The organism is Actinomadura rugatobispora, from assembly GCF_055379765.1.
Genome location: NZ_AP029191.1, coordinates 10,051,493 through 10,067,445, shown reverse-complemented (window position 1 = coordinate 10,067,445; position 15,953 = coordinate 10,051,493). Strand labels below are relative to the sequence as shown.

The following is a 15,953-nucleotide window of genomic DNA, read 5'->3' as shown; positions in this document are numbered from 1 at the left end:
GCTTGCACGGCGTCCATTCGGTTAGGTACCGGCCATGACCGAACGCAGGCGCGGCCGCGCCACCATGCTGCTGGTGGCGCTGGGCGTCGTCTACGGCGACATCGGCACCAGCCCGCTGTACGCCCTGCAGACGGTGTTCTCGATCGACCAGGGCGCGGTCCGGCCCACCGGCGCCGACGTCTACGGTGTCATCTCGCTGGTGTTCTGGACGATCACCATGATCGTCTCGGTGAAGTACGTGACCTTCGTCCTGCGCGCCGACAACGACGGCGAGGGCGGGGTCATGGCCCTGGCCGCCCTGGTGCGCAGGGTGCTCGGCGACGTCCGCGGCCGGGCGGCCCTGATGGCGCTGGGCGTGCTCGGCGCGTCGCTGTTCTACGGCGACAGCGTGATCACGCCGGCGATCTCGGTGCTGTCGGCGGTCGAGGGCCTGGAGGTGAGCGCCCCGGGCCTGTCGCACATGGTGGTGCCGGTCGCGGCGGTGATCCTGACGGCGCTGTTCGCGGCGCAGCGCTGGGGCACGCACCGGGTCGGGAACCTGTTCGGGCCGATCATGGTGGTGTGGTTCGCGGCGCTGGCGCTGGCGGGGCTGGGCGGGGTGGTCCGGCGGCCCGGCGTGCTGGCGGGCCTGTCGCCCACCTACGCCGCCGGGTTCGTCCTGGAGCATCCCTATGTCGCCTTCGTGGCCATGGGCGCCGTGGTCCTGGCGATCACGGGGGCCGAGGCGCTGTACGCGGACCTGGGCCACTTCGGCAAGGGCCCCATCCGCCGCGCCTGGTTCGGCCTGGTGTTCCCCGCGCTCACGCTGAACTACCTCGGCCAGGGCGCGCTGATCCTCGACGACCCCGCCAACCGGGCCAGCCCGTTCTTCCTCCTCTTCCCGGGGTGGGCCCGGCTGCCCATGGTGGTGCTGGCCACCGCGGCCACGGTGATCGCCTCCCAGGCCGTGATCTCCGGGGCGTTCTCGGTGTCGCGCCAGGCGGTGCGGCTGGGCCTCCTGCCGCACCTGCGCATCCGGCACACCTCGCCGCGGGCGGCCGGGCAGGTGTACGTGCCCGCGGTCAACTGGATCCTGTTCGCGGGCGTGCTGGCGGTGATGCTGGGCTTCCCCTCCTCCGAGCGCCTGGCGACGGCCTACGGGGTGAGCGTCACCAGCACGTTCCTGATCACCACGGCGCTGTTCCTGGTGATCGCGCGGGTGCGGTGGCGGTGGCCGGCCTGGCGGCTGGCGGTGTTCGGGGTCGTGATCGGCGGCGCGGAGCTGACCTACTTCGCGGCGAACCTGACCAAGATCGCGCACGGCGGCTGGCTGCCGCTGCTGATCGGGATCGCGGTGTTCACGGTGATGACGACCTGGCAGCGCGGTCGCCAGGTCGTCACGGCCCGCCGGACGGCCCAGGAGGGCCCGCTGCCCGAGTTCGTCGAGGGACTCCGCGGGAGCGAGGCCGTCCGCGTGCCGGGGACGGCGGTGTTCCCGCATCCCACCAAGGCCACGGCCCCCCTCGCGCTGCGCGCCAACTTCGAGCACAACCGCGTCGTGCACCGGCACGTCGTGATCGTCTCGATGGTGTCGGAGAACGTGCCCTACATCCCGGCCGAAGGGCGGATCAGCGCCGACGACCTCGGTTACCGGGACGACGGCATCGTCCACCTGACCGCCCGGTACGGCTTCAAGGAGCACCAGGATCTCCCGGCGGCGCTGCGCCTGGCGGCCACGCGGCTGGATCCCGAACTCGACATCGACCCCGACCGGGCCTCCTACTTCGTGTCGCGGATGACGCTGCGGCTGAGCCGCGAGCCCGGCATGACCCGGTGGCGCAAGAAGCTGTTCCTCGCGCTGGCGCACAACGCCCCCAGCCCCGTCGAGTACTTCTCCCTGCCCGAGTCGCGCACGGTCGTGATGGGCACCCAGGTCGACCTCTGAGCGCGGGCCGCCCTCCGCCGGTCAGATGGCGGAGCGGCCGCCGTCGACCGAGAGGGTGGCGCCGTGGATGTTGGCGGCGTCGTCGCCGACGAGGAACAGCACCGCCTTGGCCACCTCCTCGGGGGTGCTGGGACGCCGGGACGGGAGGGTGGCGATCAGCGGCGCGAGGTGGTCGGCCATTTCCGCGACCTTGTCGGTGAACGTGGGGCCGGGGGCGACCGTGTTGACCCGGACGCCGGAGGGCCCGTACTCGTCGGCCCAGGACTTGGTGAGCGAGTGGATCGCCGCCTTGGTGGTGCTGTAGAGCGCGGAGCCGCCCGAGCCGAACAGCCCGGAGATCGATCCGAGGTTGACGATCGCGCCGCCGCCCCGTTCGGCCATGGCGGGGGCGGTGAGGCCGGTCAGCAGGAACGCGGCCTTGACGTTGACCGCCAGGGCCCCGTCGATCACCTCCTCGGCGACGTCGGCGGTCGGCGTCGGGTTCAGGAGCATCGCGGCGTTGTTGACCAGGATGTCCAGGGGCCCTCCGGCCAGCCGGTGGGCTGCGGCGGCCAGGTCGCGGACGCCCGCGCCGGTGGACAGGTCGGCGCGGACGAAGTCGGCGCGCCCGCCCCGCTCGGCGATGCCGGCGGCCACCTTCTCGCCGCGGGCGGTGTCGCGGCCGCTGATCACGACGTGGGCGCCCGCGGCGGCCAGGGTGCGGGCGACCGCCGCGCCGATGCCGTCGGTCGAGCCGGTCACCAGGGCGGTACGGCCGTTCAGGTTCGAGGTCACGTGGGACTCCTCATCCGGTGTCGGGTGGTTCGGCGTTCAGGATGCGTCGCTAAAATTGGACCGGCAAGTCCAATCCTGGGAGGTGCGCATGCGGACCCTGACCCCGAAGGGCGAGGCCACCCGCCGGCGGATCGTCGAGGGCGCGGCCGCGCAGATCCGCGAGAACGGCGTCGTCGACACCACGCTGGACGACATCCGGGCCCGGACCCGGACCAGCAAGAGCCAGCTCTTCCACTACTTCCCCGGCGGCCGGGAGGAGCTGCTGCTGGCCGTGGCGCGGTTCGAGGCCGGCAAGGTGCTGGACGACCAGCAGCCCTACCTGGGCGATCTGACCTCCTGGGACGCCTGGACGGCCTGGCGGGACGCGGTCGTGGACCGCTACCGCAGTCAGGGCCGGCGCTGCCCGCTGCACGTCCTGACCTCCCAGCTCGGCAGCGTCACACCGGCGGCCCAGGCCGTGACGACCGAGCTGATGCGGCAGTGGCAGGACGAGATCGCGGCCGGGGTCCGCCACATGCAGTCCGCGGGCGAGGTCTCCCGGACCCTGCCCCCGGACAGGACCGCGGCGGCGCTGCTGGCGGGCATCCAGGGCGGCGTGGTGATCCAGATGTCCACCGGCAGCACGGCCCACCTCGAGGCCGCGCTCGACGCCGGCCTCGCCTACCTCCGCACCGCCGGGGGCTGAACCCCGCCACGGTTATCGGCGGGTGCCCAGGGCAGGAAAAAGTGCCTTCTTGCCCAGGTCGGCGGGCATCTCCAGGGTGGGAACAATGACGCCTCAAGAAGCCCTGGCCGCGATGATCGCCGACAGCGGCGCCACCCACTTCTTCCACGTCCCGGTGTTCGCGCACCACGCCATGAGCCGGCTGATCGAGCTGGGCGTGACGCCGGTGGTGACCCACGGTGAGAAGGCCGCGGCCTACATGGCCGACGGGTACGCGCGGGTCAGCGGCCGGCCGGGCCTGTGCGGCGCGCAGGCGATCGGCGGGACGAACCTCGCCGCCGGGCTCCGGGACGCCTACCTGGCGCGGACCCCCGTCATCGCGTTCACCGGCGGGCCGCGGGCGGAGACCCGCCACCGGAACGTGTACCAGGAGCACGACGACATGCCCGTGTTCGACCGGCTCACCAAGTTCAACGCGGTGATCGATCGGGGCGAGCGGCTTCCCGACCTGGTCCGCCAGGCGTACCGGGCGGCCACCAGCGGCGTCCCCCGGCCCGTGCACCTGGAGCTGGCCGGTGCGGTGGGCGATGCGGTGGGCGGCGAGGCGGCCGACGGCGAGGCCGTCCTCGACGCGCGGTACACCCGCGCCCCCGCCGTCCGCGCCCCGGCCGAGCCGGAGGCCGTGCGGAAGGCCGCCGCGCTCCTGGCGGAGGCGCGGCGGCCGCTCGTCCTGATCGGCGGGGGCGTCAAGCGTTCGGGGGCCGAGGCCGTGCTCGCCGGGTTCGCCGACCGGTGGGGGCTGCCCGCGGTGGCGTCGCTGAACGGCCTGGGCGTCCTTCCCGAGCAGCATCCGCTGTGGGCGGGGGTCGTCGGCAGCTACGCGCGCGACGAGGCCAACACCGCGCTCGCCGAGGCGGACGCGGTACTGGTGGTGGGCAGCTCGCTGGGCAGCATGACGACCAGGAACTTCACGCTGCCCGCCGCCGGGTGCCCGGTGGCCCACATCGACATCGATCCGGAGGAGGCCGGGCGGGGCCGGCGCGGCGTGATCCCCCTGGTGGGCGACGCCAGGACCGTTCTGGAGCAGCTCGACGGCCGGATGTCGGCGCGGACCCCGGAGCCCTGGCGGGCACGGGTGTCGCGGTTGCGCGCCCGGTGGCGGGAGCGCGCCGGCGCCGTCGAGGCCGGGGACCATCCCTCGCTCCGGCCCGAAAGCCTGTGGCGGGCGGTGTCGGACGCGCTGCCCGGCGACGCGATCGTGGTCGCCGACACCGGGCACGCCGGGGCCTGGTCGGCGCGCCACCTCCACCTCGGGCCGGGGCACGCGTTCATCCGCGCGGCCGGGTCCCTGGGCTGGGCGCTGCCCGCGGCCATCGGCGCCAAGTGCGCGGCGCCCGAGCGTCCCGTGGTCTGCCTGACCGGCGACGCCGGCTTCTACTACCACGTGGCGGAGCTGGAGACGGCCCGGCGCTACGGGGTGAACATCGTCGTGGTCGTCAACGACAACGCGGGCATGAACCAGGAGGCCGTCCTCTGGAGGGAGGGCACTCCCGAGGAGAGGAACTGGCGCTTCGAGCCGGTCGACCTGGCGGCGGTGGCCGCCTCGTTCGGCTGCCACGGGCAGGTGGTGGAGAAGGCGGACCAGGTCGCGGGGGCGCTGGCGGCGGCGCTGGCCTCGGGACGGCCCGCGGTGGTCGACGCCCGTACCGACCCGGCGGTCGTGGCGCCGACCGTGCACACCGAGGCCGCCGGGAACCGGTCGTGATCAGCGGCCGACGTCGATGACCTCGCTCACGGGCGGCTCCCGGGGCCGAAGGCGTGGGTGCCGGCGGCGGCCTCGGCGCGTCTGCCGTCCGGCAGGACGATCTCCGCCGTGGTCCCCGGCGGCACGGTCACCGTGAGCGAGAAGGCGCCGTCCTCGATCCGCCACGCCGACCGGATCCGCCCGTAGGGCGCGTCGAACCGGGCGTCCGCCCAGGTCAGGCCGCCGCCCGGCTGCGGGGCGACCAGGAAGCGGCGGTAGCCCGGGCCGACCGGCCGGATCCCGGCGACATGGGCGTGCAGGAACTCGACCAGGGTCGCGCGGGTGGGCAGGCTCAGCGACTGGTGGGTCGAGCCGTCGGCGGCGATCCCGTCCCATTCCTCCCAGAACGTGGTGCCGCCGCGCTCGATCACCGTGAGCCAGGACGGCGAGGTCTCCTGGAGGAGCAGGTCGTAGGCGACGTCGGCATGACCCGTCGCGGCGAGGACGGGCAGCAGCAGCGGCGTCGCCGGGAGGCCGGTGCCGGGATGGTTTCCCGCTGCGCGGATCAGCTCCACGAGACGGCGCGCGGCGCGCTCGCGCGCCTCCTCGGAGACCAGGCCGAAGGCCAGGGCGCGGACGTGGGTGGCTTGGGCGTCGTCGAGCGGGACGCCGTCGGGGCCGGTGAACTCGGCCTGCCAGGCGGCGCGCACCCGGTCCGCGAGCGCGCGGTACTTCACCGCGTCCGCGTCCCGGCCGAGGACGCCCGCGATCCGGGCGAGCAGATCGGCCGACCGGTAGAAGTAGGCGGTCGCGAACACGGCGGGGTCCTTCTCCTGCGCCCGCTCCACGGCCTCCTTCATGAACGCGTCGAGGTCGGGCCCCACGGTGAGGGCGGGGTCGCCGGTGTCGGCGTTGCCCTTCCCCGGCTCGAGGTGCTCGCCGAAGTGGTAGCCGGTGTCCCAGAGGAACTCCTCGTGCGGCGCCGGTTGGGGGCGGGCCGCCGCCCGCGACGGGTGCCGCCGGTCGCGGGCCTCGCGGGCCACGCGGTCGACCCACGCCGTCATGGACGCGAACTGCTCCGCCAGCACCCGCTCGTCGCCGTAGCCGCGCCACAGTTCCCACGGCACGGCCACGGCCGCGTCGCCCCAGCCCGCCTGGCCGTGCGGGATCGCGAACCGGGCGGTGAGGCTGCGCGGGCCCAGCGGATCGGGAGCGTAGTTGCGGACGGTCCCGTCCGGCCACTGGTCGGAGGCCAGGTCCCGCAGCCACTTGACCGTCAGGCCCGACACGTCGTGCAGGAGCCGGGCGGCCGGGAGGTTGAAGCCCCAGTCCGTCCATCCGGCGCACTCCCGGGTGATCTCGGTCTGCGGGACGTCGCACTGCTGGTTGCGGAAGGTCCAGAACGCGATCTCGTACAGCTGGTTCACCCGGTCGTCGCTGCACCGGAACCAGCCGGTGCGCGGCAGGTCCGAGCCGAGCACCACGGCCGTGACGTCGCCGGGCCCGATCTCGGGGCCGTCGACGCGCAGGTACCGGAAGCCGTGCCGGGTGTGGCGCGGCTCGAACGCCTCCCCGGGCCGCCCGGCCGAGATCACGCGGTCGCCCTGGGGGCCGCGCGGCGCCTCGTACCAGGGCAGCGCGGTCTCGGCGCTGGAGGTGTCGACGTCGCCGGAGGGGGTGAGGGCCTCGGCATGGGTCAGCAGCAGCGAGGTCCCGCGCGGCCCGAGCGCCGACAGCCGCACCCGGCCGTTGAGGTTCTGCCCGAAGTCGACGATCGTCCGGCCGGGCGCGGGCCGGGTGACGGCCACCGGCCGCAGTTCCTCCAGCGGCCGGACCGGCGGGGCGGGCGAGGACACCAGGAGCGTCGGCCGGTGCTCGGCGACGACCGGCGACCAGTCCGCGGGCTCGGCCCGCAGGTCGGTCTCCTGGCCGTCGAAGAGGTCGGCGGCGGTGATGGGGCCGGTCGCCGAGCGCCAGTCCGGGCCCGTCCCGAACACCGTCGTGGTGCCGTCGTCGTGGTCGAGGTGGAGCTGGGCGAGGAAGGCGGTGCGGTCGCCGAACCCGTCGGGCAGCCGGTGGAAGGACGTCCGGCCGCGGTACCAGCCGTCGCTGAGCACCGCCGTGAGGACGACCCGGCCCGGCCCGGCGAGCGCGGTGACGTCGTGGGCCTGCACCTGCGTCCGGGTGGCGTAGGCGGTGAAGCCGGGGGCGAGGTCGGCGTCCCCGACGCGGGCGCCGTTGACGAACAGCTCGTAGACGCCGTGCGCGGTGGCGTACACCCGCGCCCGCGCCACCGGCCGCTCGACGACCGTCTCCCCGGCCAGGTGGTAGGCGGGCCGCGAGCCGGCCGGAGGGACGCCGCCGGGCTCGGCGGGGCGGATCCACGACGCCTCCCAGTCGGCGGCGTCCAGCAGGCCCGTCTCCCAGGACGCCTGCGGGGACCACGGGCTCTCGCCCGCGTCCGTCCACACCTTCACCGCCCAGGTCACGCGCTGCCGGGAGGCGAGCGGCGGCCCGCCGTAGGGGACGAACAGGCTGCGGTCGGACGCGACCCGCCCGGTGTCCCAGGCCCGGCCGCCCGTCTCGCCGCGGACGCGGTAGGCCACCTGCTCCCGGGCGCCGCCGGGCAGCCGCCAGCTGAGCCGGGGAGCCCGTTCCGTCAGCCCCAGCGGGTCCACCAGATGCTCGACCCGCAGGCCGTCCGGGCCCGTCACCGGCCGGTCCTGGCCTGCGTGAACGCCGCGATCGCCGCCACGGCGTCCCGTCCCTCCGGCAGGAACGACGCGAACAGGTGCCAGTAGTGGAACATCCCCTCGTACACCTTCAGGTCGACCTCGCACCCGGCCTCGCGGGCCGCCGCCGCGAAGTTCCGCGAGTCGTCCAGCAGCGTCTCGTCGCCGCCGACCAGGAGCAGTGCCGGGGGCAGCCCGCGCAGGTCGCCGAACAGCGGGGAGACCAGCGGGTCCCGGGGGTCGTGGCCGCGCAGGTAGTCGTCGGCGACCTTCCGGTACATCCCGCCGGTGACGACGGGTTCCAGGTGCAGGCTCGTCCGGTGGGACTCGGCGGAGAACGTCCAGTCCATCGCGGCCGAGACGGGTACCGCGCCCGCCGGGAGCGGCAGCCCCTGCTCGCGCGCCGCGAGCATCGTCACCACGGCCAGGCCGCCGCCCGCCGAGTCGCCGCCGAGCACCACGTTGCCCGCGCCCACCAGGTCGCTCACCCAGCGGTAGGCGGCGAGGGCGTCTTCGACCGGCGCGGGGAACGCGTGCTCGGGCGAAAGCCGGTAGCCGGGCAGCAGCACCCGGCAGCCCGCGGCCCTGGCGATGTCGGCGCCGAGTGCGGTGCGGCTCGCCGCCGACCCGACGGTGAAGCCGCCGCCGTGGAACCACACCACGACGCGCCCGGGGTCGCCGCCCGGGACGCTCACCCACAGCGACGGGACCCCGCCCGCGTCGACGGGTTCCACGATGGCGTCGTCCGGTATGAACCGCGCCCAGAGCCGTTCGTCGCGGTCGCGCAGATCCTCGATCGTGGACCCCTCCGGGTCCGCGCCCGCCTGGCGGAACAGTGCGACGGCCCGTTCCGCCGCCTCGCTCATGGCCATGCCACATCCCCTCGTGAGAAACGACGAAAAGTCAAGGAAGGTAGAGGTCGGCGCCGACGCGCCGGACGTCCAGTTCCAGTTCCAGCCCGGTCACCGGCGGCCAGGTGCGCTGCCACGCGACGCCGGACCGCGGCCGCACCCCGGCCACCGCGGCGAGCCGCTCGTGCGCCACCTCCGCCGCGACCGCGTGCGGCGAGTACAGGGTCACCGGGTCCGACGGCTCCCACCGGACGCCCAGGGCGTCCAGGCAGCGCCGGATCTCACCGATGATCACGGTCGCCTTCTCCCCGAGCGCGTCCGCGTCGCGCTCGCCCGGCCGCACGATCCCCGTGGGGAAGTCCGACCCCAGCGGCACCTCGGCGACCCCGGACACCACGTAGGTCCCGCCCGGCCCGCCGCCGGGGACGGTGTAGGAGAAGGCGTGCACCGCGGGCTCGGGCGGCGGGTCGCCGACGGGGATGACGTTCGTCCTGGCCAGCGGCGGCACCCCGTCCCGGAGCAGGCCCCATGCGTCCAGCCGGCCGACGTAGGCGGCGTTGAAGTCGACGAAGCCCTGCCGCGTCAGGGCGCCGGGCATCCGCAGTTCCAGGCCGCACAGCGCGGCCGGCGGGCGGCCCTCGTCCGCGAGCCGCCGCTCGACGGCCGCGAACCCGGCGGCCAGCGGCAGCGGCCGTGGCAGGACGGCGCGCACGATCGTGAATCCCGGCAGCGCCGCGACCCCCTGGCTCGCGAAGCTGAGCCCGGGCACGTAGGCGTAGCCGCCCGCGGGGTTCTCCGTCCGGGCCGTCATCGGCGCGCCTCCGAGAAGAACGTCTCCGGCCAGGCCGGTCCTGGCAGCGGAGGGAACGGCCGGCTCGGCAGCTCCCTGCGCAGCACCGGCGCGATCTCGCTCTGGAACAGCTCCAGCGTCTCGAAGTACTCCTTGCGGTCCAGGACGTCGCCGTCGACATGGATGTGCAGGACCTCGTGCCCGAAGGCCTCGTGGTAGCGGTGCACCTTCTCAATGATCTGCTGCGGGCTGCCGATCAGCGCGGAGCTCCGCTCGACGAAGTCCTCGAAGGAGGTGAAGGTCAGGAAGTGCCCGTACTCGTTGTTGACGGCCAGCCGGGACTCGAACACCGGGCGGTACCGCTCGATCGCGTCCTGGCTGTTCCGGGCCCCGTAGTACCCGGCCGTCCCGGCGCCGACCAGGGCGTCGGCGGGATCGTGGCCGTGGAACTCCCACCGCTCCCGGTAGTGCCGGATCAGCTCGGCGAACGGCTCGATCGGGCGCCCGCCGTTGGAGGCGAACAGCGGGTCGCCGAAGCGGGCCGCCAGCTCGACCGATTCGGTGCTGGTCGCGCTGCCGTGCCAGATCCGCACCGGCCGCAGGGGGCGCGGCAGCACCTCGGCGTCCCGCAGCGGGGGCCGGAACCGGCCCTCCCACGTCACCCGGTCCTCCCGCCACAGCCGCCGGAACAGCTCGTAGTTCTCCCGGTGCCGGTCGCGCACCTGGTCGGCGGGGACGCCGAACAGGCTCTCCTGGACGGTGCCGTTCCCCTTCCCGATGATCAGTTCGAGGCGGCCGCCGGCCAGGTGGTCGAGCGTCGCGTAGTCCTCGTAGGCGCGGACCGGGTCGTGCAGGCTCAGCGTGGCCACCGTGGTGAACAGCCTGATGTCGGACGTGCGGGCCGCGATGTTGCTCAGCAGCACCGGCGGCGAGGACTCCTCGAACGGCCGCTCGTGCCGCTCCCCGATGCCGTAGCCGTCGAACCCGAACTCCTCGGCGAGCACGGCGTTGTCCACCTGCTCCACCAGCCGCTCGTTGGGCGGCTTGCGCTCGCCGGACAGGTGCGGCAGCGTGATGAACTTCATCGGGCTCCCCCCGTGGTCGGATCCTCGGCGAGGCCGAGCCGGACGCCGAGCGTCGGGCCGGCCCTGGTGCCGAACCGCCGGGCCGTCTCCGCCAGGTCCGCCTCCCCGAGCGCGGGATCGGCGGCCGCGGCGAAGAACTCGTGCAGCCCGCCCGGCGTCATGACGTTGATCGCCCGGACCGGGCCCTGGTCCTCGCGGACGTTGTCGAAGGTGTGCGGGACGCCCGGCGGGAACGTGACGAAGTCGCCGGGCCGCAGCTCGAAGACCTCCTCCCCGGCCTGCACGGTCAGCACCCCGTCCAGGACGTAGAAGGTGTCGTGCTGCTCGTCGTGGGTGTGCAGCGACGGCCCCGACAGGTAGGCCACCTCGCCGACCATGAAGTCGAACCGGCCGCCGGTGTCGTCTCCGGTCGCCTTGAACAGCCAGGGGGCGTCGCCGTAGGCCCGCCCCTCGCCGCCCCTGACGATCCGCGCCTGCGCCATGGCCGTCCTCCTCGGTTCATCGGTTCATCGGTCATCGTTCTCATGCGGGCACGTCGACCCGGCGGGACAGCACCGCCGACCGGTGGTCGTTCGGGTAGTCGGTCTCGAACAGGCGCGGCGAGGCGCACAGGAACAGCGTGCGGCCGTCCGGCCCGCCCAGCGCCACCGAGAACGCGGTGAGGTCGCCGGTGCCGACCCGCTCGGTAATCTCGCCGCCCTCGCGGACCCGGACCGCGCCCGAACCGGCCGCGTCGGCCACCCACAGGGCGCCCTCGGAGTCCAGCGCGATGCCGTCCGGCAGGACCGCCCCGGTCGCGATCATGCCGCGGGCCGTGGCCGCCAGGCCGTCCCGGGACAGGTCCGCCCAGACGCGGCGGCCCGTCAGCGCACCGTCGGGCGCGACGTCGAAGGCGGTGATCCTGGCCCCGTAGGTCTCGGCCACCAGCAGCGTGCCGCCGGGGGTCAGCGCGACGCCGTTGGGGAAGCGCAGCCCGTCGGCGGCGGCGGTGACAGTCCCGTCGGGGTCCACCCGGGCCAGGACGGCGTCGACCAGGGGCGAGTCCGCCTCGCCGTCGCCGCCGAAGTTGCCCACGTAGGCGCGGCCCTGCCCGTCCACCAGCATGTCGTTGCAGGGGCCGGTCGCGAGCGCGCCCAGGTCCGCGACGGGCTCCGGGACGCCGCCGGACACCCGGTAGAGCGTGCGGTCCAGCATCGAGACGACCAGCAGGCGGCCCTCGGCGTCCCAGCCGAGCCCGGACGGCCTGCCCTCGATCTCGGCGACCGTCTCGACGGGCCCGGCGGAGCCGGTGGCCCCGAGCGCGATCCTCAAGACCCGGTGCGTGTAGAAGTCGGACACGTACAGCGCTCCGTCGTGCCAGCGCGGTCCTTCGAGGAAGGAGTGGCCGCCGGTCACGACGGTCAGCGTCTCCGGGCCCGCGTACTTCACCTCCGCGCCCCCGCTCACCGCTGCACCAAGTTCGCCAGGAGGCCGCCGTCGGCGGTGATCGTCGTGCCGGTGACGAACGAGGCCCGCTCCGAGGCCGCGAACGCCACCACGGCGGCGATCTCCTCCGGCCCGCCGACCCGGCCGGCCCGGCGGCGGTCCAGCGGGAACCCGGCCCGCTCCAAGTCCGCGTCGGTCACGGTGCCGCCCTCGCGCAGCATGGCGGTGTCGACCGCGCCGGGCGCGACGGCGACGACGCGGACGCCGTCGGCCGCCAGGTCCAGCGCCATCTGCCGGGTCAGCGCCACGACGCCGCCCTTGGCCGCCGCGTAGGCCGCGGCCCCGGGGACGGTGGCGAACGCGTGCACCGAGGCCAGGTTGACGATGGCGCCGCCGCCGCGGCGCCGCAGGTGCGGGATCGTGTGGCGGCTCATCAGATACACGCTCTTGAGCGAGACGGCCAGCACCCGATCCCAGTCCTCCTCGGGCAGGTCGGCCACCGAGCCGCCCGGGGTCAGGATCGCGGCGTTGTTCACCAGCACGTCGATGCCCCCGAACCGGTCGGCCGCCGCGGCCACGCCGCGCGCGCAGTCGGCGTCAACGGACACGTCGGCGGTGTACGCGGCGGCGGTGCCGCCCGCTTCGGCCACCTCGGCGCGCGTCTTCTCGGCCGCGGCGCCGTCCACGTCGACGATCGCGACCGCGGCGCCCTCGGCGGCCAGCCGCAGCGCCACCGCCCGGCCGATGCCGCCGCCCGCGCCCGTCACCAGCGCCGTCCTGCCCACGTGCTCTCCGGTCATCGTGCCGGCTCCTTTCTCAGCCGTGCCCGCAGCTCGTTCTTGAGGACCTTGCCGAGCGTGCCCTTGGGCAGCGCGTCCACCAGGTGGATCTCGCGCGGGCGCTTGAAGTCGGCCAGCGCGCGATCGCAGGCCAGCCGGATCCGCCCGGCCAGGTCCGGGACCCGGCCGGAGGCGACGACGAACGCGACCGGGACCTCGTCGAGCATCGGGTCGGGGCCGGCGACGACGGCGCACTCGGCGACGCCGTCCACGCCCGCCACGACGGTCTCGATCTCGACGGCCGCGACGTTCTCGCCGCCGACCTTGAGCATGTCCTTGGCGCGCCCGCGGAAGAAGAACCATCCGGCGGCGTCCGCGGCTGCCTCGTCGCCGGTGTCGTACCAGCCGTCCGCGTCGAAGGCGGCGGCCGTGGCCAGGGGATCGTCCAGGTACTCCAGGAACGTGGTGACGCCCCGCGCGCCCCGCACCCACAGGCGCCCGCTCTCGCCAGGCCCGGCGGCGGTGCCGTCCGGGCGGCGGACGGCGACCTCGTAGCCCGGCACGGGCCTGCCCATCGACCCCGGCGGCCCCGGGCGGTCCGGGTCGCCCGCCAGGCACACCGCGACCGTCTCGGTCGACCCGTACCAGCCGATCAGCCGGATCCCCCAGCGCTCGGCGACCAGGGGCTGGTCTCCGGCGCCCGCCGCCCAGAGCCGGAACCGGTGGCCGCCGGCCGGGTCCGGGCGCGCGGCCAGGGCGCGCAGCGCGAAGCCGGTCATGCTGGCGGTGGTGCAGCCGTGCTCGCGCGCGGCGTCCCAGAAACGGCTCGCCGAGAAGCGCGGCAGCAGCACGGTCGTCGCGCCCGCCGCCAGCGCCGGCAGGAACGACAGCGCCAGCGCGTTGGTGTGGAACAGCGGCAGGTAGACCATCTGAACGTCGTCCGGCCCGAGCCCGAGGACCCGCGCGCCCGACGTCGCCGCCCACAGCGCGTTGGCGTGCGTCCACACCACGCCCTTGGGCCGCGACGTCGTGCCGGAGGTGTACTGGACGCCGCACGGGGTCGTCGGGTCGACCGGCTCCCCGGGCGGCAGCGGCGGGCCGCTCAGCAGCTCCTCGAACGGGACCGCCCCGCGCGGCCCTCCCCCGCCGGTCGTGACCAGCACCCCGCCCCGCGGCGCCGCCCGCACGACCGTCCCGGCGTGCTCCGGCTGGGTGATGACCGCCGCCGGCGCGCTGTCGGCGAGCACGTACCGCAGCTCGTGGGCGGGCAGCCGCGTGTTGCTGGTGACCGCCGCCGCCCCCAGCCGGGCGCAGGCCAGCCACGCGACGACGAACTCGGGGCGGTTGCCGAGATGGATCCCGACCCGGTCCCCGGCCCGCACGCCCCGATCCGCCAGCCCGGCCGCGCAGCGGCGGGTCTCGTCGGCGAGCGCGCGGGCCGTCCAGCTCCGGGACGGGCCGTCGAACGGCGCCCACACCAGGACCGTCCGGTCCGGCTCCGCCGCCGCGAGCGTGTCGACGAGCCCCGCGACGTCCTCGAAGGGGCGGGCCATCAGGACAGCCACGCGCCGTACAGCGAGCCGAGCATCGCGCCCGCGTCGAGCCGCAGGCCGTGCACCGACGGCGCGGTCGCGATCAGCGTGGTCTCCTCGAAGACGGGCAGCACCAGCGCCTGGTCGTGGATGTGCCGCTGGATGTCGGCGAGCACCTTGGCGCGCTCGGCCGGATCCTGGATCGCCGCCTGCCTGCCCAGCAGCTCCTGGAGCCGCGGGTCGTCGCGGTGCAGGTAGTTCGGCGGGGCGTCGGTGTAGACCTGCCGGAGGACGTCGCCGTCCGCGCCGGCGATGTTGTACCAGAAGAAGCCGAACTCGGACGCGGCCAGCCCCGCGACGATCTCCGCCGGCGTCTTCTTCACCAGCGTGATCTCGACCCCGATCTTCGCGAGCTGCGCCTTGATCAGTTCGAGGGCCTGCTGGCTGCCGCTGAACTGGGTGAACCAGCCGACGGGCAGGCTCAGCCGCTTGCCGTCCTTGGCGCGGATCCCGTCGGCGCCCCTGCGCCACCCGGCCGCGTCCAGCGCGGCCTCGGCCTTGCGCGGGTCGAAGGCGAAGGTGCCGCGCAGGTCGGTGTAGCCGGGGGTGGTGGAGGTGACCGCGCCGGTCGCGGGCTTGAACTCGGGGCTGAGGACGGTGTCGACGACCTCCTTGCCGTCGATCCCGTGGGCCAGTGCGCGCCGCACCGCCACGTCGTCCAGCGGGGGGACGTTGACCAGCGGCATCAGCCCGTACACGGTGCCCGGCTTGGGCCGCGACACGATCCGGGCGCCGCCGCGCCGCACCGTCTTCACGTCGGCGGGCAGCAGCCCGGCCATGGCGTCGACGTCCTCGGTGGCCAGGCTGCCGGTGCGGACCCCGGCCTCGGGGATGACCGGGAACTCGACCTCGTCGAGGTAGGCGTCGCCCGCGTGCGCGCGGCTCCTGGGCGCCCACGCGTACCCGGGCCGCTTGGCCAGCAGCACGCCGGCGTTCTTGCGGTACGACTTCAGGACGAACGGCCCGGTCCCGGCGACCTGGTCGCCGCGCTCCTCGAACTTCCGCTTCAGCGCCGCCGGAGAGATCATCGCGAACTGGGGCGAGGACGCCCCCGCCAGGAACGGCGCGTTCGGCGTCGTGAAGGTGACCTCGACGGTGCGCGCGTCCACCGCCCTGGAGCCCTTGTAGGCGGCGAACGCGGTGACGATCTGCGGGCTCTCCTGGGCGGAGTTGGCCAGGATGTCGTCGAAGTTGTCCTTGGCGACCTGGGCGGTGAGGGGGCTGCCGTCGGAGAAGGTGACGCCCTGCCGCAGCGTGAAGGTGAACGTCCGCGCGTCCTTGCTGATCTTCCAGGACTCGGCCAGCCAGGGCTCGAACGCGCCGGTGTCGGGGTTCTGCTCGACCAGCGAGTCGTACATCTGGCGCAGCACGTACATGGCCTCGTTGCCGGAGGTCTTGCCGCGCGGGTTGAGCGTGATCGGGTCCGTGGTGAGGGCCAGGCGGAGCCTGCCGCCCGGCTTGGGGGTCCCGCCGTCGCCGGAGCCGCCCTCCTCCGCGCCGCCGCCTCCGCATGCGGTGAGCAGGAGCGCCAGCGCCACCGGAACGGCGGCGAGCGCGCCCCGGGGCCCGCGTCTGGTGTGCATGTCCCGACTC

At 74.7% G+C, this 15,953-nt stretch carries 13 protein-coding genes; 3 read left to right on the top strand and 10 right to left on the bottom strand.

Annotated features, from left to right (window positions below; genetic code table 11):
* Positions 1-34 precede the first annotated feature (34 nt).
* Complete coding sequence (locus ACZ466_RS45285; RefSeq protein WP_378283050.1) at positions 35-1,924, top strand: potassium transporter Kup; 1,890 nt, start codon at positions 35-37, stop codon at positions 1,922-1,924.
* A 21-nt stretch (positions 1,925-1,945) separates the two neighbouring features.
* Here ACZ466_RS45285 and ACZ466_RS45280 read toward each other — a convergent pair whose 3' ends face one another.
* Entirely contained in the window at positions 1,946-2,698 is a 753-nt protein-coding gene (locus ACZ466_RS45280) for an SDR family NAD(P)-dependent oxidoreductase (RefSeq protein WP_378283051.1), read from the bottom strand.
* Between the two features lie 88 nt (positions 2,699-2,786).
* Between ACZ466_RS45280 and ACZ466_RS45275 the strand changes: the two genes are divergently transcribed.
* Together ACZ466_RS45275 and ACZ466_RS45270 are read left to right on the top strand one after the other, a co-directional pair.
* Positions 2,787-3,383 (top strand): TetR/AcrR family transcriptional regulator, encoded by a 597-nt coding sequence (locus ACZ466_RS45275; protein WP_378283052.1) that lies wholly within the window; start codon positions 2,787-2,789, stop codon positions 3,381-3,383.
* An 85-nt stretch (positions 3,384-3,468) separates the two neighbouring features.
* Complete coding sequence (locus ACZ466_RS45270) at positions 3,469-5,127, top strand: thiamine pyrophosphate-binding protein (RefSeq protein WP_378283053.1); 1,659 nt, start codon at positions 3,469-3,471, stop codon at positions 5,125-5,127.
* Between the two features lie 26 nt (positions 5,128-5,153).
* Here ACZ466_RS45270 and ACZ466_RS45265 read toward each other — a convergent pair whose 3' ends face one another.
* Genes ACZ466_RS45265 through ACZ466_RS45225 form a run of 9 tightly spaced genes read right to left on the bottom strand, consistent with a single transcriptional unit; the run spans position 5,154 to position 15,943 of the window.
* Positions 5,154-7,820, bottom strand: coding sequence for a family 78 glycoside hydrolase catalytic domain (locus ACZ466_RS45265; protein WP_378283054.1), 2,667 nt, complete (start codon positions 7,818-7,820; stop codon positions 5,154-5,156).
* Entirely contained in the window at positions 7,817-8,710 is an 894-nt protein-coding gene (locus tag ACZ466_RS45260) for an alpha/beta hydrolase (protein ID WP_378283055.1), read from the bottom strand. Before ACZ466_RS45260 ends, ACZ466_RS45265 begins: the two co-directional genes overlap by 4 nt.
* Before the next feature lie 31 nt (positions 8,711-8,741).
* Positions 8,742-9,500 carry a 2-amino-5-chloromuconate deaminase CnbZ gene (gene cnbZ, locus ACZ466_RS45255; protein WP_378283056.1) on the bottom strand — a complete coding sequence of 253 codons (759 nt, stop codon included), beginning with the start codon at positions 9,498-9,500 and terminating at the stop codon, positions 8,742-8,744.
* Positions 9,497-10,564 (bottom strand): LLM class flavin-dependent oxidoreductase, encoded by a 1,068-nt coding sequence (locus ACZ466_RS45250; protein ID WP_378283057.1) that lies wholly within the window; start codon positions 10,562-10,564, stop codon positions 9,497-9,499. Before ACZ466_RS45250 ends, cnbZ begins: the two co-directional genes overlap by 4 nt.
* Positions 10,561-11,046, bottom strand: a complete 486-nt coding sequence (locus tag ACZ466_RS45245) for a cupin domain-containing protein (RefSeq protein WP_378283058.1) — start codon at positions 11,044-11,046, stop codon at positions 10,561-10,563. The genes ACZ466_RS45250 and ACZ466_RS45245 overlap by 4 nt, the downstream gene beginning before the upstream one ends.
* A gap of 40 nt (positions 11,047-11,086) precedes the next feature.
* Positions 11,087-12,010, bottom strand: a complete 924-nt coding sequence (locus ACZ466_RS45240) for an SMP-30/gluconolactonase/LRE family protein (protein WP_378283059.1) — start codon at positions 12,008-12,010, stop codon at positions 11,087-11,089.
* Complete coding sequence (locus ACZ466_RS45235) at positions 12,007-12,789, bottom strand: SDR family NAD(P)-dependent oxidoreductase (protein ID WP_378283060.1); 783 nt, start codon at positions 12,787-12,789, stop codon at positions 12,007-12,009. Before ACZ466_RS45235 ends, ACZ466_RS45240 begins: the two co-directional genes overlap by 4 nt.
* Complete coding sequence (locus tag ACZ466_RS45230; protein WP_378283061.1) at positions 12,786-14,333, bottom strand: AMP-binding protein; 1,548 nt, start codon at positions 14,331-14,333, stop codon at positions 12,786-12,788. Before ACZ466_RS45230 ends, ACZ466_RS45235 begins: the two co-directional genes overlap by 4 nt.
* On the bottom strand, positions 14,321-15,943 hold the full coding sequence (locus ACZ466_RS45225) for an ABC transporter substrate-binding protein (protein ID WP_378283062.1): 1,623 nt from the start codon (positions 15,941-15,943) through the stop codon (positions 14,321-14,323). The genes ACZ466_RS45230 and ACZ466_RS45225 overlap by 13 nt, the downstream gene beginning before the upstream one ends.
* Positions 15,944-15,953: the final 10 nt, after the last annotated feature.